Source organism: Microbacterium sp. ABR10, from assembly GCF_057812175.1.
The window spans coordinates 3,349,274-3,369,341 of the sequence record NZ_CM173821.1 but is presented as its reverse complement, the minus strand read 5'-3'; the positions used below and the strand labels follow the sequence as shown (position 1 = coordinate 3,369,341).

Annotated in this window: 19 protein-coding genes and 1 tRNA gene; 5 read left to right on the top strand and 15 right to left on the bottom strand. The window is 71.5% G+C overall.

Annotation, left to right across the window (positions count from 1 at the left end):
* Nucleotides 1–42: 42 nt before the first annotated feature.
* Complete coding sequence (locus tag ACXKZF_RS15545) at nt 43–741, top strand: DUF1345 domain-containing protein (protein WP_488984808.1); 699 nt, start codon at nt 43–45, stop codon at nt 739–741.
* A 47-nt stretch (nt 742–788) separates the two neighbouring features.
* On the top strand, nt 789–1,550 hold the full coding sequence (locus tag ACXKZF_RS15540; RefSeq protein WP_488984807.1) for an SDR family NAD(P)-dependent oxidoreductase: 762 nt from the start codon (nt 789–791) through the stop codon (nt 1,548–1,550).
* A gap of 76 nt (nt 1,551–1,626) precedes the next feature.
* On the opposite strand, the gene ACXKZF_RS15535 is transcribed toward ACXKZF_RS15540, so the two are convergent.
* Both ACXKZF_RS15535 and ACXKZF_RS15530 read right to left on the bottom strand, forming a co-directional pair.
* A complete protein-coding gene (locus ACXKZF_RS15535; protein WP_488984806.1) occupies nt 1,627–1,833 on the bottom strand; it encodes a hypothetical protein in 207 nt (68 codons plus the stop codon).
* A 312-nt stretch (nt 1,834–2,145) separates the two neighbouring features.
* Nucleotides 2,146–2,216: transfer RNA gene (locus ACXKZF_RS15530), tRNA-Gly, on the bottom strand.
* Nucleotides 2,217–2,492: 276 nt separating this feature from the next.
* Here ACXKZF_RS15530 and dcd point away from each other — a divergent pair.
* On the top strand, nt 2,493–3,098 hold the full coding sequence (gene dcd / locus ACXKZF_RS15525; RefSeq protein ID WP_488984805.1) for a dCTP deaminase: 606 nt from the start codon (nt 2,493–2,495) through the stop codon (nt 3,096–3,098).
* A 177-nt stretch (nt 3,099–3,275) separates the two neighbouring features.
* On the opposite strand, the gene ACXKZF_RS15520 is transcribed toward dcd, so the two are convergent.
* The 12 genes from ACXKZF_RS15520 to ACXKZF_RS15465 all read right to left on the bottom strand — a co-directional run bounded on the left by ACXKZF_RS15520 (nt 3,276) and on the right by ACXKZF_RS15465 (nt 15,593).
* The gene (locus ACXKZF_RS15520; protein WP_488986012.1) at nt 3,276–4,181 is read right to left on the bottom strand and encodes an NAD(P)/FAD-dependent oxidoreductase; all 906 of its coding nucleotides are present in this window, start codon (nt 4,179–4,181) and stop codon (nt 3,276–3,278) included.
* 124 nt (nt 4,182–4,305) lie between these two features.
* On the bottom strand, nt 4,306–4,629 hold the full coding sequence (fdxA, locus tag ACXKZF_RS15515) for a ferredoxin (protein ID WP_488984804.1): 324 nt from the start codon (nt 4,627–4,629) through the stop codon (nt 4,306–4,308).
* Nucleotides 4,626–6,002, bottom strand: coding sequence for an FAD-dependent oxidoreductase (locus ACXKZF_RS15510; RefSeq protein WP_488984803.1), 1,377 nt, complete (start codon nt 6,000–6,002; stop codon nt 4,626–4,628). The genes fdxA and ACXKZF_RS15510 overlap by 4 nt, the downstream gene beginning before the upstream one ends.
* A complete protein-coding gene (gene cobA, locus ACXKZF_RS15505) occupies nt 5,999–7,003 on the bottom strand; it encodes a uroporphyrinogen-III C-methyltransferase (protein WP_488984802.1) in 1,005 nt (334 codons plus the stop codon). Before cobA ends, ACXKZF_RS15510 begins: the two co-directional genes overlap by 4 nt.
* Nucleotides 7,000–7,890, bottom strand: a complete 891-nt coding sequence (locus tag ACXKZF_RS15500; protein ID WP_488984801.1) for an ABC transporter permease — start codon at nt 7,888–7,890, stop codon at nt 7,000–7,002. Before ACXKZF_RS15500 ends, cobA begins: the two co-directional genes overlap by 4 nt.
* Nucleotides 7,880–8,659: an ABC transporter ATP-binding protein gene (locus ACXKZF_RS15495; protein WP_055952047.1), complete on the bottom strand. Its 780-nt coding sequence runs from the start codon at nt 8,657–8,659 to the stop codon at nt 7,880–7,882. The genes ACXKZF_RS15500 and ACXKZF_RS15495 overlap by 11 nt, the downstream gene beginning before the upstream one ends.
* 1 nt (nt 8,660) lies before the next feature.
* A complete protein-coding gene (locus tag ACXKZF_RS15490; RefSeq protein WP_488984800.1) occupies nt 8,661–9,731 on the bottom strand; it encodes an ABC transporter substrate-binding protein in 1,071 nt (356 codons plus the stop codon).
* Between the two features lie 113 nt (nt 9,732–9,844).
* Complete coding sequence (locus ACXKZF_RS15485; protein WP_488984799.1) at nt 9,845–11,176, bottom strand: sulfate adenylyltransferase subunit 1; 1,332 nt, start codon at nt 11,174–11,176, stop codon at nt 9,845–9,847.
* Nucleotides 11,176–12,093: a sulfate adenylyltransferase subunit CysD gene (cysD, locus tag ACXKZF_RS15480; protein ID WP_488984798.1), complete on the bottom strand. Its 918-nt coding sequence runs from the start codon at nt 12,091–12,093 to the stop codon at nt 11,176–11,178. The genes ACXKZF_RS15485 and cysD overlap by 1 nt, the downstream gene beginning before the upstream one ends.
* A complete protein-coding gene (locus ACXKZF_RS15475; RefSeq protein ID WP_488984797.1) occupies nt 12,090–12,833 on the bottom strand; it encodes a phosphoadenylyl-sulfate reductase in 744 nt (247 codons plus the stop codon). Before ACXKZF_RS15475 ends, cysD begins: the two co-directional genes overlap by 4 nt.
* Nucleotides 12,830–14,545 (bottom strand): nitrite/sulfite reductase, encoded by a 1,716-nt coding sequence (locus ACXKZF_RS15470; protein WP_488986011.1) that lies wholly within the window; start codon nt 14,543–14,545, stop codon nt 12,830–12,832. Before ACXKZF_RS15470 ends, ACXKZF_RS15475 begins: the two co-directional genes overlap by 4 nt.
* Nucleotides 14,546–14,768: 223 nt before the next feature.
* Nucleotides 14,769–15,593, bottom strand: coding sequence for a hypothetical protein (locus ACXKZF_RS15465; protein WP_488984796.1), 825 nt, complete (start codon nt 15,591–15,593; stop codon nt 14,769–14,771).
* Nucleotides 15,594–15,699: 106 nt separating this feature from the next.
* On the opposite strand from ACXKZF_RS15465, the gene ACXKZF_RS15460 reads away from it, so the two are divergent.
* Nucleotides 15,700–16,206 (top strand): MarR family winged helix-turn-helix transcriptional regulator, encoded by a 507-nt coding sequence (locus tag ACXKZF_RS15460; protein ID WP_488984795.1) that lies wholly within the window; start codon nt 15,700–15,702, stop codon nt 16,204–16,206.
* A gap of 194 nt (nt 16,207–16,400) precedes the next feature.
* On the opposite strand, the gene ACXKZF_RS15455 is transcribed toward ACXKZF_RS15460, so the two are convergent.
* Nucleotides 16,401–17,771 (bottom strand): MFS transporter, encoded by a 1,371-nt coding sequence (locus ACXKZF_RS15455; RefSeq protein WP_488986010.1) that lies wholly within the window; start codon nt 17,769–17,771, stop codon nt 16,401–16,403.
* Between the two features lie 128 nt (nt 17,772–17,899).
* Between ACXKZF_RS15455 and ACXKZF_RS15450 the strand changes: the two genes are divergently transcribed.
* Complete coding sequence (locus ACXKZF_RS15450; protein ID WP_055952029.1) at nt 17,900–19,675, top strand: DEAD/DEAH box helicase; 1,776 nt, start codon at nt 17,900–17,902, stop codon at nt 19,673–19,675.
* Nucleotides 19,676–20,068 lie beyond the last annotated feature (393 nt).

Here is a 20,068-nt window from a genome sequence, read left to right as displayed (position 1 = left end):
CGTGAACCAGATGCCGTTCGTCGGGCGTGAGACGATACGCAGATGGCCGGCCGGTATGTCAGCGACTTCCTGCGGGCGAACGTGAGCATGGTGGTCGCGATCGCCGCCGGCGTCGTCGTCCTCTTCTCGCTGCCGGACGGCGGTCGCGAGTTCGCGGGTGAGCAGAGCCCGCTCCTCTTGGGGTTCCTGGTCGCATGGCCCGTGTTCGTCGGGGTGTATCTCGCGTGGACGCACGTCGCCTACGCACGGCAAGGTCCGCGGGGCATGCGCTCGGCCGCCCAGCGCGAGACCCGCTCGCTCCGGAGCTTCTGGCGGCGCCTGTTCGGTCACGGCGGGGCATCGACGTGGACCATGACGGGGGCGTTCGTCGCGGTGGGAGTGACGATCTACCTCGCCCAGACCCCGGAGTTCCGTGGCAACGGAGTTCTCGTCGCTCTGGGCCTGCTGTGCGTGTCGTGCTCGTGGGCGCTGATGGTCTACGCCTTCGCGCTCGAGTACTTGCGGCTGTCGGTGAGCGACGGCGACCACATCGCCCTCGAGGTGAGCGAGCACCCGATCTTCGCGGACTACCTCACGTTCGCGGTCCTGGTGTCCGCCATGGCTGCGACGGTGTCCGCCCGCGTGACGAGCAGGCAGGCGTGGACTCTCGTCCGTCTCAACGTCCTCTTCGCCTTCGCCTTCAACTCGGTCATCGTGGCGATGATGGTGTCTCTCCTCTTCGGAGGTTTGCTCGCTGCATGACACCGAGACGGTCGCCGGCTCCGGGCGAACCTTGTCAGGATGGACGCATGCTGCATTCCCTCGTCACCGGCGCTTCCCGCGGTATCGGCCGGGCCATCGCCGTTGCCCTCAGCGAGCGCGGGGATCGCGTCGCCGTCCACTACGGCCGCGATCGGGATGCCGCGGACGAGACACTCGCGCTCCTGCATGGCGAGGGACATCTCGTCGTCGGCGGCGACCTCTCCGACCCGGCGACGGCGGAGCGCGTCGTGAGCGACGTCCTCGAGGCGTTCGGGCGGATCGACGTGCTCGTCAACAACGCCGCGATCGCGCCGAACACGGCGACCTCGCATCCCATCTCCACCGTCGACTACGCCACCTGGCACCGCATCTGGGAGCAGATGGTCGACGTCGACCTGCGCGCCCCCGCGAACGTGACCTTCCTGGTCGCGCGGTCCCTCATCGAACGGGGACTCCCCGGGTCGATTGTGAACGTCGGTTCGCGAGGGGCATTCCGCGGAGAGCCGGAGTTCCCCGCCTACGGCGCCGCGAAAGCCGGCCTGCACGCGATGGGCCAGTCCCTCGCGGTCGCCCTCGCCCCGCACGGCATCGCCGTAACCAGTGTCGCGCCCGGTTTCGTCGGCACCGACAGGCAGCAGGAGAAGCTCTCCGGCGCGGCGGGTGACGGCATCCGGGATCAGAGCCCGTTCGGCCGCGTCGCGACCCCGGAAGAAGTGGCGGATGCCGTGGCCTACCTCAGCTCGCCCCGCTCGCAGTGGGCGTCGGGCGCGATCCTCGACCTGAACGGCGCCTCGCACCTGCGCACCTGAGCCGTGTGAACCGCGGGCGGGGCGACGTCACGGACGTGCCACGAGGGCCCGTGCGCCCGGCGGCGAGGGTCTGCGCTCACTCCTGGGGAGGAGCCGTGGGGCGGCGCCCGCGCATTTCGACGCCGAGGCGCACCCCTCCCACGATGACGAGCAGGAACCCCACGGCGGCGAGGTTCCACCGCCAGAGCCCCTCGAGCCCGAAAACGGACGAGGATGCGAACGCGAAGGTCGCGGCGATGAACAGCCAGACCGCGACCTGTGAGGGGTTTTCGGGTTTGGTCATGCCCCCACGGTAGGCAAAAGGTTGCCGCGTTCGCATCCACCGCAGGACGGACATAGGCGTGCGCGGAGCCTCCGGCGGCGTGTGCCACCCGCTGCGGATCGGTTCCTACGGCACCCACGCGAAAGGTCCGCCACACCGGCTGCGCCGGCATGTCGGACCTTTGGAGGGGCTGACGGGAATCGTCCCCACCACCCCTCCACGCGCCGCTGCGCAGCGCGCGGAGCCTCAGGCGGCAGGGGCCCACCCAAGGGTTCGCTTCACGGTGACATGAAAGCCCTCCCGGGCGGCCGATGGCCACCCGTGAGGGCTTTGAGGGGCTGACGGGAATCGAACCCGCGCTATCTGCTTGGGAAGCAGAAGTTCTGCCATTGAACTACAGCCCCGGATGCCCTGCGGCAACCCGGCCAGCATAACAGCGTCCGGCCCGCATCCCGTGGCATCCGGACATCCTTCGCCGAGACCGCATCCGTTCACCGAGGCCGCATGCGATTGCCGTCAAACCCGTGCGGTTTCGGCAAACGGATGCGGTCTCGCGGCGGGCGTGCCCGGCGGATGCAGTCTCGTAGCGGTGCGCGCCGCCGGCGAGCCCGATGTGGACGGCCGGGTCACCCGCCGACATGCGGGCGGCGCGGCCACCGACGCCGCCCTAGGCTGGGGCCGTGCTGCTCTCCGATCGCGACATCCGGGCCGAACTCGACGCGAAGCGTCTCGGCCTCGACCCCTACGACCCGGCCATGGTGCAGCCGTCGAGCGTCGACGTGCGGCTCGACCGCTACTTCCGGCTGTTCGACAACCACAAGTACCCCTTCATCGATCCCGCCGAAGACCAGCCCGAGCTCACACGCCTCATCGAGGTGGATCCCACCGAACCGTTCATTCTTCACCCGGGTGAATTCGCCCTCGGGTCGACCTATGAGCGAGTCAGCCTGCCCGACGACGTCGCCGCGCGCCTCGAGGGCAAGTCGTCTCTCGGTCGACTCGGCCTTCTGACCCACTCGACGGCCGGCTTCATCGACCCGGGCTTCTCGGGCCACGTCACCCTCGAGCTGTCGAACGTCGCCACCCTGCCCATCAAGCTCTGGCCGGGCATGAAGATCGGGCAGGTCTGCTACTTCCGCCTCACCTCGCCCGCCCAGAACCCCTACGGCTCGGGCCCCTACGGCAACCGCTACCAGGGCCAGCGGGGCCCCACGGCCTCTCGCTCGGCTCTGAACTTCCACCGCACCGACGTCGGCTCCACCGACGCGGGCTCGCTCGGCGGCTGACCGACGTCGCCTATTGACGCGGCGCCCTCCGGCGCCGAGATCACACCTCTTCGCCGAGGTCACCCGTGTTTGCGCGCAAACGCGTGTCGTCTCACGAAACGGGTGTGATCTCGCGGACGAGACCGGCGGATGCCGCCGCCCCGCCCCACGCCACGCCGCCGACCTCACCCGCCCACATCAGTGCGCCGTCCGCACGCCCATCAGGTCCTGCACCAGCACCGCGGCCACCCGCCCACCTTGTCCGGCCGCGACGATCAGCTGCTGGGGACCGGGCGCCGCGGCATCCCCCGCCGCGTACAGTCCCGGCACCGACGTGCGGCCGGAGCGGTCCGTGACGAGGTGCCCGTCGGCGTCGCAGTCGGGGGTGAGCGGATCGAGGAAGTCGTGCGCGGCGTGCCACGTCGGCCGCACGAAACCGCCCGCCACCGCGAGCGAGGAACCGTCGGCGAAGCGCACGGCGCCGACCTGTCCGCGCTCGCCCTCGAGGTCGGCGATCGCGCGCCTCTCGACAGCGATTCCGGATGCCACCAGCTCGGCCTCGTCCGCCGGCTCGATGACCGCTGCGCCGTTGGTGCACACCGTGAGCTGCGACGTCCAGCGGGTGAGCAGCCGCGCACGGTCGGCGAGGTCGGACGTCTCGCCGATCAGGGCCACCGGCCGGTCCTGCAACTCCCACCCGTCGCACGCGGCGCAGCTGAAGATCGACATGCCGTAGAACGACCGCAGGTTCGGCACGTCGGGCAGCGTCTCGCGCAGCCCCGTCGCCACCACGACCGTGCGGGCGGCGAGAATCGGGGATGCCGCCGCGGCACGACCCGTGAGCGTCGCGACGAAGCCGTCGGCATCCGCCTCGATCCGCGCGACGGCGGACCGATCCAGGATGCGCACCCCGTCGTAGGCGCGCAGTTCGTCGCGGGCGAGCTTGCGCAGTTCGATCGGTGAGATGCCGTCGCGGGTGAGGAAACCGTGCGAGCGCAGGGTCGCGGCGTTGCGTGGCCGGCCGGTGTCGACCACCACGACCGAGGCGCGGGCGCGGGCCAGGTTCAGCGCGGCCGACAGTCCCGCCGGCCCCCCGCCGACGATGAGAACATCGGCGTTCGCGACGCCGCCGGGGAGTCCGTCTGAGGACGCCGCGGCGACGGAGTCGGCGCCGCGGGCTAGCGCCCCGCGCGCGCGGTCCCCGACGGAGGGCACCCCACCCGTCTGTTCACTCATGCGCCTGCGGCGGCAGCTCCGCCACGACGGGGTGGTCTTTCGCGATCACGCCGACCTTGGCGGCTCCACCGGGCGAGCCGATGTCGTCGAAGAACTCGACGTTCGCCTTGTAGTAGTCGGCCCACTCCTCAGGGAGGTCGTCTTCGTAGTAGATCGCCTCGACGGGGCAGACGGGCTCGCAGGCGCCGCAGTCCACGCACTCGTCGGGGTGGATGTACAGCGACCGCTCGCCCTCGTAGATGCAGTCGACGGGGCACTCATCGATACAGGCGCGATCCTTCACGTCCACGCAGGGAAGGGCGATCACGTAGGTCATGAGACGAAGGCCCCCGACCGCGACACGGAGACCTGCTCCTCGCGCGACACGACCTTGACCCGCTCGCGGGTGTGCTCGTGCGCGGCGCCGAGCGCGCGCTCGTGCGCGTCGAGCGTGCGCCAGCCCTCCCACGTGGTGAACTGCACGCCACGCTCGGCTAGAGCCTCGAGCACGTCGCCGTCGACCGTGGGGGCCGTCAGGGCGCCGGCCTCGATGTCGGAGACCAGGTGGGCGATGGTCTCCATGGCATCCGACTTCGTGTGCCCGATGAGACCCACAGGGCCGCGCTTGATCCACCCCGTCGCATACAGTCCCGATACGACCTCGGAGCCCTCCACGACCCGACCCTCGACGTTGGGCACGACGCCGCGCACGGCGTCGAACGGCGCACCGAGCACGGGGCTCGAGAAGTATCCGACCGCGCGGTACACCTGCTGCACGGCGATCTCGCGGATCTCGCCGGTGCCGCGCACGGTGCCGTCGCCGACGGGTTCTGTGCGCTCGAAACGCAGGCCCTCGACGCGCTTGTCGCCGAGCACGGCGAGCGGGGAGTGGTAGAAGTGCAGGTGCAGGCGGCGGCTCGCGCCGGTCTGCTCCCGCGTGCGCCAGCTGTTGAGGACGCGCAGCATCACCTTGAGCTGGTTGTTGGACGCCTGGGCGGGGTCGGCATCGACGAAGTCCTCGTCGTGCACGACGATGTCGACGTTCGGCACCTCGCCGAGCTCGCGCAGCTCGATGGGCGTGAACTTGATGTCGGCGGGTCCGCGGCGACCGAACACGTGCACGTCGGTGACGGCGGAGGCCTCGAGACCGTGCAGCACGTTGTCGGCGATCTCGGTCGATCGCAGGTCGACGGCGTGCTTGGCGAGCACGCGGGCGACGTCGAGGGCGACGTTGCCGTTGCCGATCACAGCGACCTCGCGGTCGTCCAGCGGCCAGTCGCGGGGAACGTCGGGGTGGCCGTCGTACCAGGCGACGAAGTCGGCCGCGCCGTACGAGCCGGGCAGGTCGATGCCGGGGACGTCGAGCGGCGCATCGCGCAGGGCCCCGGTGGCGAGGATCACGGCGTCGTAGCGGGAGTGCAGCTCGTCGACCGCGATGTCGCGGCCCACCTCGACGTTGCCGATGAAGCGGGTGGAACCGGCGTCGAGCATCTCGTGCAGCGAGTCGACGATGCCCTTGATGCGCGGGTGGTCGGGCGCGACGCCGTAGCGGATGAGGCCGTAGGGCGCGGGCAGCGAGTCGAAGAGGTCGATCGCGACCGTGCCGCCGGCGTCGGTCACCGCGCGCGTGAGGATGTTGCCCGCGTAGATGCCGGCGGGGCCGGCGCCGACGATCGCGACACGGAGCGAGGTGAGAGAAGACGAGGTCACAGCGAAGGGGCCTTTCGGGGAACGGCGAGGGGGTCGAAGGTGAGATCGAGGGATGCCAGGGCGGCGGGCGCGTAAGGACTGAGGCGCACGACGTCGCCGACGACCACGACGGCGGGGGAGCGCACCCCGCGCTCCGCGGCTTGGGCCGCGATGGTGGCGAGGGTGCCGACGGTGACGCGCTGGCGCGCGCCGAATCCATCCTCCACGATCGCGACGGGGCAGTCGCCGCCGCGCTCGCCGCGGGCGAGGGTCAAGGCCGACTGCGCGAGGGTGCCGACGCCCATGAGCAGCACGACGGTGTGGTCGCGTCCGCCGCCGAGGGGCAGGAGCTGGTCGTGGGCGGTCGCCACGGTGAAGCTCGTCGCCACCCCGCGGTGGGTGAGCGGGATGCCGGCGAGGGCGGGCACCGACACGGCGCTCGTGACGCCGGGCACCACGCGCACGTCGATGCCGGCCTCTTGGCACGCGAACAGTTCCTCGCCACCGCGGCCGAACACGTACGGGTCGCCGCCTTTGAGGCGCACGACGGTGCGACCGGACTGCGCCTCGCGCACCAGCAGGGCGTTGATGGCATCCTGCGGCACGGCGTGATGGCCGGGGAGCTTGCCGACGTCGATCACCTCGGCGGTCAGGTGCACGCCGTCTGCCGCGAGGCCGTCGAGCACCCCGCGGGCGCCGAGACGGTCGGCGACGATGACGTCGGCGGACTCGAGGGCGCGCAGCCCCCGGAGGGTCAGCAGGCCCGCATCTCCCGGGCCCGCGCCGACGAGCCACACGGTTCCGGATGCCGCGGCCCCGGCTGTCGGCGGAGCGCCGAGCTCCGTGGCATCCGGGGCGCCGAGCTCGACGGCATCCGCGCGAGCGGTGGTCGATGTCGGCGAGGAAGCAGCATCGGGTGCCGCGGCTTCCGCTCGCTCGCTCGCCGCGTCGGCGGGAACCGGCCCGATCGTCGCGCCGGCGCCGGAGGCCGCGGCATCCGCCCCCTCCGTCACCCCGCTCATCGCGCCCCGCCCGACAGCAGCAGGCCGCGACCGCGCAAAATGCGCCGCTCGATGGGGCCGAAGAAGGCCAGTTCGATCAGGATGCCGATCCCGAGGATGACGACGATCGTGGCGAGGACGCCGGCGAGGTCGGCGAGGTCGCGGGTCTGCTGCAGCATCGTGCCGAGACCGAAGCCGATCGTGCCGCCCGAGGTGATGATCTCGGCTGCCATCAGCGAGCGCCACGAGAACGCCCAGCCCTGCTTGAGCCCGGCGAAATAGCCGGGGAGGGCGGCGGGGAGGATGACCGAGGTCGCGAGCTGCCAGCGCGAGGCGCCCAGCACGGTGCCGACGCGCCGCAGCTGCGGCGGCACCTGATCGACACCGGCGATGAGGCCGTTGACGATCGAGGGGATCGCGCCCATCAGGATGACGAAGTAGGCCGTGGCATCCGTCAATCCGAACCAGATGATCGCGGCGGGCACCCACGCCACCGACGGCAGCACCTGCAGTCCCGAGATGATCGGGCCGACGGCGCGACGGATCGGGCGTACCTCGGCCAGCAGCAGACCGATGGGGGTGCCGATGACGATGGCGATGAGGAATCCCAGGACGCCGCGTTCGAGGCTCGTCAGCACGGCCTCCTGCAGCCGGCCGCTGTCCCAGGCGTAGCTCAGCGCGCCGAGAACGTCGGCGGGGCTGGGGGCCTTGTCGGGGCGCGGGTCGGCGATGACGATGTAGAGCTGCCACGCGGCGACCAAAAGGACGACGAAGATGATCGGCGGCAGCACGCTCGACCAGAACGTGCGCCAGCGGCCGGCGCCCGCGTCGGTCGTGGTCTGCAGGTTGTCGAGGCCCGCCTCGAGGCTGCGGAGGTCGTCGGCCGTGGCCGTGGTGTCAGCGCGCATTGCGGCGGATCTCCTTGCGCAGTTCGTCGGTGATCTCGACCGACAGGGCGGCGACCTCGGGCGATTCGATGCGGCGGCCCTCTGTGCGCTCGATGCGCCACTCGTTGACGACGCGGCCGGGACGGCTGCCCAGCAGCACGACGCGCTCGCCGAGGCGGGCCGCCTCGCGCACGTTGTGGGTGACGAACACGATGGTGCGGCCGGTCGCGCGCCACACCCGCTCGAGCTCCTCGTGGAGCAGGTCGCGGGTGATGGCGTCGAGGGCGGCGAAGGGCTCGTCCATCAGCAGCACGGGCCGGTCCTGCGCGAGGGCGCGGGCGAGGGCCACGCGCTGCCGCATGCCACCCGAGAGCTCGTGCGGGCGCTTGTCGGCGGCATCCGCGAGGTTGACGGTGTCGAGCAGGGCGAGGGCCTCGTCGCGCCGACGGGCGCGCGGCACCCCGCGCAGGCGTAGGGCCAGCTCGACGTTGCGGCGCGCGCTCAGCCAGGGCATGAGGGCCGACTCCTGGAACATGACCGCCGAGCCCTCGGGGGGAGTCTCGATGCGTCCCGCGGTGGGACGGTCGAGGCCGGCGATGAGGTTCAGCAGGGTCGACTTGCCGCAGCCGGATGCGCCGAGGAGGCACACGAACTCGCCCGGGGCGAAGTCGAGGGTGATGTCGTCGAGGACGACCGGGCCCGCACCGAAGCGCTTCGAGACGCCGTCGATGCGCACCGCCGGAGCGGTGGTGAGGGCGGGTGCCGGTGCGTCGGTGCGGGCCGTGGTCATGTCACTCCTCGCCGAGGCCGGCGGCCGAGACCTTCGCCGCGCCGCTGGTCGCGAGCTGCGCATTGAGCAGCCGCAGGTCGAACAGGCCCTCGATCGAGCCCTCCTTCTGCGTACCCGCCGCGACACCGTTCTCGACCAGCGTCTGGAAGGTGTCGGCGTGCGGGTCGACCGAGTACGTCACGTGCTCCAGCGCCCGCGCGATGACGGCGTCGGCGAGCGGCTTGCCCGTGTCGGCGGCGATCTGCGCGTTGATGACGGAGGCGGCCTCATCGGCGTTGTCGGCGATCCATTTCACGGATGCCTCGTGCCCGGCCAGCAGCTTCGACACCGTCTCGGGGTGCTGGTCGAGGAAGTCCTTGCGCACCAGCAGCACGGTGGTGGGGAACTGCCCGTCGGGCCACTCGTCGGCCTCGTCGACGAGCACCTTCGCGCCCGCGTCGATCACCAGGCGTGACACCCACGGCTCCGGCAGCCACGCGCCGTCGAGCTGTCCGTCCTTGAACAGCTGGAACGTCTGCGCGTTCTCGGTCGGGGTGATGGTGACGTCGCCGCCGCCCGAGGTGTCGGTCTCGAAGCCCTGCTCCTTCAGCCAGCCCCGGAGCGCCACGTCCTGCGTGTTGCCGAGCTGCGGGGTGGCGAGGGTCTTGCCCTTCAGGTCCGCCGGGCTGTCGATGCCGTCGCGCACGACGAGGGCCGCCCCGCCGGTCGCGGCGCCCGCGACGATGCGCGCCGACTCGCCGCGCGACTGGATGAACGTGTTGATCGAGGGGTTCGGTCCGATGTAGGTCGCGTCGATCGCGCCGGCCGACAGGGCCTCGATGGCGGCGGGACCGGCGTTGAACACCTCGGTCGACAGCGTCGTATCGCCGAGGGCCTCCTGCAACAGGCCTTCCTGCAGACCGACCAGTGCCGGCGCGTGGGTGACGTTGGCGAAGTAGCCGAGGCGGAGTTCGGCGGCCGGGCCCTGGTCGGCACCCTCGGCCGAGGCGGCGGGCCCCGTGGCGCAGCCGGCCATCATGGCCGCAATCAGTCCCAGGGTTGTGATCGCGGTCGCGGTGCGCAGTGTCTTCACGGTTCGCCTCCTTCGTAGGCAGTAGGGCGTGCGCCGGTCGGCGCGGTGGGGCCCGCTGGATGGCGGGTCGGGTCGGGCGCGCCGTGCGGGCGCGCGGATGGGATCGGCGCCGGTCAGCGCACGATTCCGGCGGCGAGAGTCGCGCCGTCGGACGGGTGGATGACGAGGAACGAGCCCTCGTGGCGGCTGTCGCGGTACGGCTCCAGCGGCAGGTCGGCGGCCAGGCGCAGGCGCGCGCGGCCGATGTCGTTCGTCTCGAGTCGGCCGGCGTCGACGTGGGTGAGGGCGTCGAGGTCGTACCGGGAATCGATGGATGCCACGATCGCCTGCACCGTGGCGGTGCCGTGCTTCACGAGCACGCGCGCGCCGGGGGTCAGGGGCCGCGCGTCGAGCTGGAAGAGCTCGACGTCGGCCTCGCGGCGGGCCGGGGGCAGCGTGCCCGCCGAGGCGATGACGGCGCCGCGGGCGGCATCCACGTCGTCGGCGAGTTCGAGCGAGACGGACTGCGGGGCCACGGCGCTGTCGGCCGGAACACCCGCGACCCGGATGCCGCGCACCACCGTGCGAACGCCCGAGCCCGACACCTCGACCTCGTCGCCCACGCGCACGGCGCCACGGGAGATGCGCCCGGCGACCGCGCGGTAGTCGCGCAGAGCCGTGGCGGTATCGGGGTCGGCGGCGAGCTCCGGCGACAGCCCGCCCTGCGGCCGGATGACCGACTGCACGGGCAGGCGCAGCGGCTCGCCGGCGCGGGTGGACTCGTCGGCGGAGGGGAGGGTTTCGAGCAGCTCGAGCAGCGCGGGGCCGTCGTACCAGGGCGTGCGGGTGGAGCGGTCGACGATGTTGTCGCCCTCGAGGGCCGACACGGGCAGCACGTGCAGGTCGTCGATCTCGAGCTCGGTCGCCACCGCTCGCGCGTCGGCGGAGACGCGGGCGAACACCTCGGCGGAGAAGTCGACGAGGTCGATCTTGTTCACGGCGATGATCACGTGCGGCACGCGCAGCAGCGCGACCACGGCGAGGTGGCGACGCGTCTGCTCGACCACGCCGGCGCGGGCGTCGACGAGCACGACGACGGCGTCGGCCGTGGTGGAGCCCGTGACCATGTTGCGCGTGTACTGCACGTGCCCGGGGCAGTCGGCGAGGATGAACGACCGCGTGCCGGTGGCGAAGTAGCGGTAGGCGACGTCGATCGTGATGCCCTGTTCGCGCTCGGCCCGCAGACCGTCGGTCAGCAGCGCGAAATCGAACGCGCCGTGCGCGAAGCCGCGGTCGGCCGAGGTGCGCGCGACCTGCTCGAGCTGGTCGGCGAGGATCGCCTTCGCGTCGTGCAGCAGGCGTCCCACGAGCGTGGACTTGCCGTCGTCAACGGAGCCCGCGGTGGCGAAGCGGAAGAGCGTCGGCTCGGTCGTCCGGACCGGCGCCTCGAGGGTGTCGAGAGACATCAGAAGTACCCGTCCTTCTTGCGGTCCTCCATGGCCGCCTCGCTGAGACGGTCGTCGGCGCGGGTGGCCCCGCGTTCGGTGATGGTGGTGCGGGCGACCTCGGCGACGATGGCCGTGAGGTCGGCGGCATCCGATTCGACCGCTCCGGTGCAGCTCATATCTCCCACGGTGCGGTAGCGGACGGTGCGCACCTCGACCCGCTCGTCCTCACGGGGAGGGGAGAACGGACCGACCGGATGCCACATGTCGCCCCGGCGATACACCTCGCGTTCGTGCGCGAAGTACAGCGGCGGCAGCGCGATGGCCTCGCGCTCGATGTAGCGCCAGATGTCGAGCTCGGTCCAGTTCGAGATCGGGAACGCGCGCACGTGCTGGCCGGGGGTGTGGCGACCGTTGTACAGGCTCCACAGTTCCGGCCGCTGGTTACGCGGGTCCCACTGCCCGAACTCGTCGCGCAGCGAGATGATGCGCTCCTTCGCCCGCGCCTTGTCCTCGTCGCGGCGGGCCCCGCCGAAGACGGCGTCGTGGCGGCCGGCGGCGATGGCATCCAGCAGCGGCAGTGTCTGCAGCGGGTTGCGCGTGCCGTCGGAGCGCTCCTGCAGGCGGCCGTCGTCGATGTAGTCCTGCACGCGCGCGACCTCGAGGCGCAGGCCGAGGCGCTCGACCGTCTCGTCGCGGAACGCCAGCACCTCGGGGAAGTTGTGGCCCGTGTCGACGTGCAGCACGGGGAAGGGCACGCGGCCCGGCGCGAACGCCTTCGTCGCGAGGTGCAGCACCACGACGGAGTCCTTGCCGCCCGAGAACAGCAGCACGGGCCGCTCGAACTCGGCGACGACCTCGCGGATGACGTGGATCGCCTCGGCCTCGAGCAGGTCGAGGGTGGAGAGGGCAGTGGATGCCGTGGACACAGCGCTCATGTGTGCAACCCGCATTCGGTCTTCGACAGGCCCGCCCAGCGGCCGGACCGGGGATCTTCGCCCGGGGCGACCGGGCGCGTGCACGGCTCGCACCCGATGGAGGGGTAGCCGTGGGTGAGGAGGAGGTTGACCGGCACCTTCTGGTCGTTGGCGTACCCGATGAGGTCGTCGAAGCTCCACGCCGCGACCGGGTTCACCTTGACGAGGCCGTTGCGCTCGTCCCAGGTGACCAGCGGGGTGTTCGTTCGCGTGGGCGCCTCGTCGCGGCGGACGCCGGTGAACCACACCTCGTAGCCGCCGAGCGCTCCCTGCAGGGGGTCGACCTTGCGGCGGGCGCAGCACAAGGCGGGGTCGCGCTCGTACAGGCGCGCGCCGAACTCGTCATCCTGTTCGGCGACCGTCTGCTCGGGCAGCACGTCGACGACGCGTACGTCGAGGGCGCGGTCGACCTCGTCGCGCGTGAAGTGGGTCTCGCGGAAGTGATAGCCGGTGTCGAGGAAGAGCACGTCGACGTTCGGCAGCTGCTCGGACACGAGGTGCGGCAGCGCGGCATCCGCCATCGAGCACGCCACCGCCGCGGCTTCGGGCGCGAAGTGCCGGGCGACCCAGGCGATGACTTCGGCGGGGGTCGCCTCATCGGCCGCGAGGCTGCGGAGCTCTTCGTTGCCCTGTTCGGCGAGGGCTTCGAGCTCGGCGGCGCCGCGGCGCGCGGTGATGCGGGGGGCGAGCGACACGGTCACTGCAGGGCCTCCTCGTCGGCGCGGTGGGCCCACTGGGCGAAGGTCTCGTCGATGCCGGCGTCGCGGTCGTCGAGGAAGCGGTGCACGACCCGGTCCACGTAGTCGGCGATGCCGTCGGCGGCGACCTTGAGGCCGCGGACCGTGCGACCGAGGCCGGCCTCGTCGCGGTCCTGGGAGGCGAGCCCTCCGCCGAGGTGCACCTGGTAGCCGGGCACCTGCTCGCCGTCGATCGTGACGAGCTGACCCTTGAGGCCGATGTCGGCGGTCTGGATGCGTGCGCACGAGTTGGGGCAGCCGTTGACGTGCAGCGAGATGGGGTGCGGCAGGTCGAAGCCCGCGAGGCGCTCCTCGAGCTCGAGGACCGCGGCGGTGGCGTTGACCTTGGTCTCGACGATCGCGAGCTTGCAGAACTCGATGCCGGTGCACGCGATGGTGCCGCGGCGGATGAGACTCGGTCGTGCCTGCAGGCCGAGGTCGTCGAGACCGGCGACGAGCGACTCGACCCGGTCCTCGGGGATGTCGAGGATGACGACCTTCTGGTGCGGGGTCGTGCGCAGCCGCGTCGATCCGTGCTCCTCGATGAGGTCGGCGAGACGGGCGAGGGTGGTACCCGAGACGCGGCCGACGACGGGCGTCGCGCCGACGTAGAAGCGGCCGTCCTTCTGACGGTGGATGCCGACGTGGTCACCGGGGGCGGCGGGCTTGGGCAGCGTGGGACCGTCGGGCAGGGCGTAGCCGAGGTATTCGTCCTGCAGCACCTGCCGGAACTTCTCGGTCCCCCACTCGGCGAGAAGGAACTTCAAGCGCGCCTTGTTGCGGAGGCGCCGGTAGCCGTAGTCGCGGAAGATCTGCGCGACGCCGTGCCAGGCTTCGGCGACCCGCTCGGGTGCGACGAAGACACCCAGGCGCTCGCCGAGGCGCGGGGTGGTCGACAGGCCGCCACCGACCCACAGGTCGTACCCGATGCCGAGCTCGGGGTGCTCGACGGCGACGAAGGCGACGTCGTTGATCTCGTGCACCACGTCGTGGTTGGGGTGGCCGGTGATGGCCGACTTGAACTTGCGCGGAAGGTTCGAGAGCGTCGGATCGCCGATGAAGCGGCTCGTGATCTCGTCGATCTGCGGCGTCGGGTCGATGAGCTCTTCGGCGGAGATCCCCGCGACGGGGGAGCCGAGCACGACGCGCGGCACGTCGCCGCACGCCTCGGTCGTGCCGAGCCCGACCGCTTCGAGCCGGCGCCAGATCTCGGGCATCGACTCGACCTCGACCCAGTGCAGCTGCACGTTCTGGCGGTCGGTGAGATCGGCGGTGTCGCGGCCGAACTCCTGCGAGATGCCGGCGATGACGCGCAGCTGCTCGGTGGTGAGCTGCCCGCCGTCGATGCGCACGCGGAGCATGAAGTACTCGTCTTCGAGCTCTTCGGGGCTCAGGGTGGCGGTGCGACCGCCGTCGATGCCGGGCTTGCGCTGGGTGTACAGGCCCCACACGCGGAACCGGCCGTGCAGATCGGTCGGGTCGATGGAGGTGAAGCCGCCCGCGGCGTAGATGTTCTCGATGCGCTCGCGCACGGCCAGACCGTCGTCGACCTGCTTCCACTCCTCGTTTCCGTTGAGAGGCGTGGTGCCGTCGATCTTCCATTGCCCGTTGGGCTTGGTCGACGGGCGCGGCGGCCGGGTGGCGGCGCGCGGTGGGGTGTGGCTGGTGGTCACGATGCGACTGTTCCTTCGCTGCGCCGGTGCGGCATACCGGCGGTATTCCCCCAGACGCTAGAGCGGGCTGCGGATGCCGGCCAATGAGTGCGTCTCAGAGCGTCGCGAAGTGACACGGGGCGTCACGTACGACCGCGGATGTTGCGTGATCAGCCGGAACGCAGTAGCTCGGGGTCCGCGACCGTGGTCCCGCACGGGGGCCTCGGCCGCGGACGCATCGCAGGACTCATGCCTGAGGCTCGGTGGCAGCGCCGCCCGCCTCGCGTCCGCGCTGGAAGCCGGCGTCGAAGCCGCGCTCGAACGCGCGTTCGTGGCCACGGCGGTGATCGTGGCGGGGTCCGCCGTCGCGACCGTGCTCGCCTCCGCGGTGCTCGCGTGCGGGGTGGCACCGCTCGTGCGCGCCGCGACCCTGCCCGTGTGACGGGCGGCCGAATTCGCGCGATCCGGACGCGTCACGTTCGCCCGGACCGGAGTCGGAAGCGGGGTGATCGCCGGGATGCGCCGGGTGGTGGGTGGAGGAGCCTGCGCCGCGCTCGCCCACGCGGAACCCGCGGTGCTCGTTCGGACCGAAGGCCCTGCGGGGGTCGGGGCCGAAGCCGTGTCGACCGACGCCGGGGATGACGCGGAAGCCGCCGCGGGGGCCGCGGCCGGTCGTCTCGGCGTCGTCGACATCGAGGGTCGCCGCGAGCGCGTCGAGCGCTGCGGTCAGGTTCTCGAGCTGCTCGGCCGGCACGTCGGCCAGTAGCGCCGAGCGCTCGGCATCCACGCGGTCGAGGAGGGCGCGGCCCTCGTCGGTCAGCGACCACCCGTCGCCGTCGCGCACGATCCAGCCGCCGTCGGAGAGGGCGGTGACCCGCTTGCCGCCGCGTGCCAGGCGGTCGAGAACCCAGGAGGCGTCGATGCGTCCGTCGACGGCGCCGAGCAGCAGGAGGGTCTTGGGGTGGATGCCGCTGTCGTGCAGCTGCGCGAACAGACGGTGGTGCAGCGCGTGGCCGACCGTGGTGAGGCGATGCGCGAGGGCGCGGGGATCAGAAGGTGTGGGGGTGTTCATGGGGGTCCTTTCGTCGGCGGACGATCCGCCGGTGCATGTCATCTGACAACGAATGTACTGTGACATGTATTCCGAGTGCTTGTCAAGCGACATGTAAAATCCGGGTATGTCCACCGATGCCGCCGACGAGATCGCCGCAGCCCTCGCGCGCCTGCGCGGACGGCGCCCGCGTCCTCCGTTCCCGCCCGAGGCGCACCACCACCCGCACGGTGGTCACGGGGGTCCGTGGAGCCGCGGCGCACCCCCGTGGGCCGACCCCGCCCACGGACGGTTCGGGGGGCCCGCGCGCCTGCGCATGCTCGACGCCCTCGTCGCGGCATCCGGATCGCTGTCGGTCGGCGAGATCGCCGACGCGGTGGGGGTCGACCAGCCCCGCGCATCGCGCCTCGTGCAGCAGTCCGTCGAGCTGGGTCTCGTGGCGCGCGAGCCCGACCCCGACGACGCGCGCCGCACCCGCGTGCGGCTGACGCCCGAGGGGCAGGGGCTCGTGTCGGGTTTCCGCGGTCGCCGGCGGGATGCCGTGCGCTCCGCCCTCGAGTCGTTCAGCGATGACGAGCGGGCCGAGTTCGCGCGCCTGCTGGCGAAGTTCGCCGACGCCTGGCCCCACGACTGAGCCCGCGGCATCCGTCCCTCGGGGCCGTCATCCCGTCCCGCGACCGCGCCCGGGCGGGGCCAGCGACGCATAAACGCTGTTCGTGCGCATAAACACGCTGTGGGAGTGTTTCTGCGCACAAACGCTGTTTAAGCGTCGCCGTTTCTGCGGTGGGCGCGGCGCGCCGGTCGTCGGCGAACGGCAAACGCGCGGGGTCAGCGGATGACGGCGCCCTTCGCCTTCACCGGCAGCATGAGCAGCAGGCCCGCGGCGAGGATCAGCACGATCCCCAGGATGCCGAGGCGCGTGTCACCCGTCACACCGACGAACAGCGCGAACAGGCCCGGCGCGAGGAACGACACCGCGCGGCCGGTCGTGGCGTAGAGGCCGAACATCTCGCCCTCGCGGCCCTCCGGGGCCACCCGCGCCAGGAAAGAGCGACTGGCCGACTGCACCGGGCCGACGAAGAGGCCGAGGCCCAGTCCCACGAACCAGAAGCCGGTCTGCGACGTGCCGATGAAAAGCATCACGATGCCGAGCACGATGAGGCTGATCAGGGACGCCAGGATCACCCGCTTCGGCCCGAATCGGTCGTCGAACCGCCCGGCGACGAAGGTGCTGACGCCGGCGACGACGTTCGCCGCGACGGCGAAGTACAGCACCTCGGTGGAGCTGAATCCGAACACCTGCGCCGCGATGATCGCCCCGAAGGTGAACACGCCCGCGAGACCGTCACGGAAGACGGCGCTGGCGACGAGGAACAGCAGCACCTGCGGGCTGTCGCGCCAGAGCGAGCGGAGTGTGCCCCACAGCACGACGTAGGAGCGGAGGAAGCCGACACGCACCCGGCGGTGCTGCGCCGGGATCTCGGGCACGCGCAGCAGCACCGGGATCGCGAACACGGCGTACCAGAGGGCGGACGCGAGCACGGCGAGCCGGATGTTCAGTCCGCCCTCCTCGGTGACGGCGAGCAGGCCCCCGGCATCCGGATTCCCGAAGCTCTGGATGAACAGCACCAGCAGCAGGAGCAGGAGCACGATGCCGCCGACGTATCCCATGCCCCAGCCGAAGCCCGAGACGCGGCCGATGTTCTCGCGCGTGGTGACCTGCGTGAGCATGGCGTAGTAATTGACGCTGGCGAACTCGAAGAAGACGTTGCCGACGGCGAGCAGGGTGGCGCCGAGCACGAGGTATCCCGGCGTGCCCTCGACGAACACCATCGCCGCCATCGCGAGCACGACCACACCGGTGTTCACGCCCAGCCAGAGTTTGCGCCGGCCCGTGCCGTCGGAGCGCTGCCCCAGCACCGGGGCGACGAGGGCGACCACGATGCCGGCGATCATCAGGGCGACGCCGACGGCACTGGCGTTGTCGGCGAGCGCGCGTACGAGGGCGGGATCGTCGGCGTTCCCGTTCGCCGCCGCGCGAACGGCCGGGTCGACGAAGAGCGAGCTCGCCAGGTAGGTGCTGAAGACGAAGGTCGTCACGACCGCGTTGAACGCGGCGGAACCCCAATCCCACAGGGCCCAGGCCAGCACGGGCCGGCGGGCGGATTCGGGGGGCGAAACGTTCGCCGGGGAGGGCATGTCGGTCACGCTAGGACCCTTCGGTGAACACCCGGTGGTGCCCGGGATCTCGCGGCGCCGGCGTCGGCGGGCGCGTTCAGGTTATCTCCACGCCCGCGCGCGGGCGTGGAGCCGACTACCGTGGAGTCATGGCATCCGAATCCCCCGTCGACTCCGCTGAGGCGGAGACCGCTCCCGCCCCCCTCACCTTCTCCGATCTGGGTCTGGACGCCAACGTGCTCAAGGCCCTCAAAGACGTCGGCTACGAGACCCCCTCCGCGATCCAGGCCGCGACCATTCCCGTGCTCCTGCAGGGCCGCGACGTCGTCGGTCTCGCCCAGACCGGTACCGGTAAGACCGCGGCCTTCGCGTTGCCCGTGCTGTCGCAGATGGAGACCGGGCACAAGAACCCCCAGGCCCTCGTGCTCGCCCCCACCCGCGAGCTCGCGCTGCAGGTGTGCGAGGCGTTCGAGAAGTACGCCGCGCACATCAAGGGCGTCTCGGTGCTCCCCGTCTACGGCGGTCAGGGCTACGGCCAGCAGCTGTCGGCGCTGCGCCGCGGCGTCGACATCGTCGTGGGTACGCCCGGTCGCATCATGGACCACCTCGACAAGGGCACCCTCGACCTGAGCGAGCTGAAGTACCTCGTGCTCGACGAGGCCGACGAGATGCTCAAGATGGGCTTCGCCGAAGACGTCGAGACGATCCTCGCCGACACCCCCAAGACGAAGCAGGTCGCCCTGTTCTCGGCGACCATGCCCGCGCAGATCCGTCGCATCTCGGCCCAGTACCTGAACGATCCCGAAGAGATCACGGTCAAGACCAAGACCGCGACCTCGACGAACATCTCCCAGCGCTACCTGATCGTGTCGTACCAGCAGAAGATCGACGCCCTCACGCGCATCCTCGAGGTCGAGAACTTCGAGGGCATGATCGTCTTCACCCGCACCAAGAACGAGACCGAGACGGTCGCCGAAAAGCTCCGCGCCCGCGGGTACACCGCCGCCGCGATCAATGGCGACGTCGCCCAGGTGCAGCGCGAGCGCACGGTCAACCAGCTGAAGTCCGGCAAGCTCGACATCCTCGTCGCCACCGATGTCGCTGCCCGCGGTCTCGACGTGGATCGCATCAGCCACGTCGTCAACTACGACCTGCCGATCGACACCGAGTCGTACGTGCACCGCATCGGCCGCACCGGTCGCGCCGGCCGCACCGGTGACGCGATCAGCTTCGTCACCCCGCGCGAGCGCCGCATGCTCACCGCGATCGAGAAGGCCACGCGCCAGCCGCTGACCGAGATGTCGCTGCCGAGCGTCGACGACGTCAACGCCACCCGCCTCACCCGCTTCGACGACGCGATCACCACCGCCCTCGAAGACACCGCGGCGATCGCGACCTTCCGCGACGTCGTGGCCCACTACGTCGAGCACCACGACGTTCCCGAGGCCGACGTGGCCGCAGCGCTCGCCGTGGTCGCCCAGGGCGACACCCCGCTGCTGCTCGAGGCCGAGGCCTTCCGTCAGCAGCGCTTCGACACCGAGCGTCCCGCGCGTGACGGCGGGGGTCGTGACGGCGGGTCCCGCGACGGCGGGTCGCGTGAGGGTGGCCCGCGCCGCGACACCTCCGGCCGCTTCGCTACCTACCGCATCGCCGTCGGTCGTCGTCAGCGCGTCGAGCCCCGGCAGATCGTCGGCGCTCTTGCGAACGAGGGCGGGCTGCGTCGCAACGACTTCGGCGCGATCCAGATCCGCCAGGACTTCTCGCTCGTCGAGCTGCCCGTCGACCTGTCGAGCGACACGATCGGCCGCCTCGCCGACACCCGCATCTCGGGTCAGCTGATCGACCTGCGCCTCGACGGCGGCGGACGCTCCGCCAAGCGCAGCGACCGTCCCCAGCGCCGCGAGAGCGACCGCGACCGCGACTGACCCCGCGGCATCCGTTCGACGCCCCCGCCGACCTTCTGGTCGCGGGGGCGTCGTGCGTGCGCGGAGGCGACCCCCGTCGGTGGGCGGATACCTCGGTATCCCGACGCGCGGTAGCGATGCGGCAGCGCGACGATGAGGGGAGCCTCATGTGGCGGAAGGCGGCCGGGGCGGTGCGGTTGGGGCGCGAAATGTGCAGCGGGGCGTCCGGCGATCGCCCCAGTGCACATTGCGAGCCCCGACGCAGGCGGACTGCTCCTGCGTGAGACCGCGCGGCGAGCTCGCCGTACGCCGACGCCCCGGTCGCCGCACGCCGACGCCCCGCTCGCCGCTCGCCGACGCACCACTCGCCGCACGCCGACGCCCCGGTCGGCCGCGCGCGCACGGCGCGGCATC

What these genes read in the sequence shown, in the direction of transcription:
- fdxA (WP_488984804.1), bottom strand. Translation starts at nt 4,629, where the DNA reads ATGACCTACGTGATCGCCCTTCCCTGCGTGGACGTGAAGGATCGCGCC.
- ACXKZF_RS15485 (WP_488984799.1), bottom strand. Translation starts at nt 11,176, where the DNA reads ATGTCTCTCGACACCCTCGAGGCGCCGGTCCGGACGACCGAGCCGACG.
- ACXKZF_RS15500 (WP_488984801.1), bottom strand. Translation starts at nt 7,890, where the DNA reads ATGCGCGCTGACACCACGGCCACGGCCGACGACCTCCGCAGCCTCGAG.
- ACXKZF_RS15450 (WP_055952029.1), top strand. Translation starts at nt 17,900, where the DNA reads ATGGCATCCGAATCCCCCGTCGACTCCGCTGAGGCGGAGACCGCTCCC.
- ACXKZF_RS15465 (WP_488984796.1), bottom strand. Translation starts at nt 15,593, where the DNA reads ATGAACACCCCCACACCTTCTGATCCCCGCGCCCTCGCGCATCGCCTC.
- ACXKZF_RS15495 (WP_055952047.1), bottom strand. Translation starts at nt 8,659, where the DNA reads ATGACCACGGCCCGCACCGACGCACCGGCACCCGCCCTCACCACCGCT.
- cysD (WP_488984798.1), bottom strand. Translation starts at nt 12,093, where the DNA reads ATGAGCGCTGTGTCCACGGCATCCACTGCCCTCTCCACCCTCGACCTG.
- ACXKZF_RS15540 (WP_488984807.1), top strand. Translation starts at nt 789, where the DNA reads ATGCTGCATTCCCTCGTCACCGGCGCTTCCCGCGGTATCGGCCGGGCC.
- ACXKZF_RS15460 (WP_488984795.1), top strand. Translation starts at nt 15,700, where the DNA reads ATGTCCACCGATGCCGCCGACGAGATCGCCGCAGCCCTCGCGCGCCTG.
- ACXKZF_RS15455 (WP_488986010.1), bottom strand. Translation starts at nt 17,771, where the DNA reads ATGCCCTCCCCGGCGAACGTTTCGCCCCCCGAATCCGCCCGCCGGCCC.
- ACXKZF_RS15545 (WP_488984808.1), top strand. Translation starts at nt 43, where the DNA reads ATGGCCGGCCGGTATGTCAGCGACTTCCTGCGGGCGAACGTGAGCATG.
- cobA (WP_488984802.1), bottom strand. Translation starts at nt 7,003, where the DNA reads ATGAGCGGGGTGACGGAGGGGGCGGATGCCGCGGCCTCCGGCGCCGGC.
- ACXKZF_RS15535 (WP_488984806.1), bottom strand. Translation starts at nt 1,833, where the DNA reads ATGACCAAACCCGAAAACCCCTCACAGGTCGCGGTCTGGCTGTTCATC.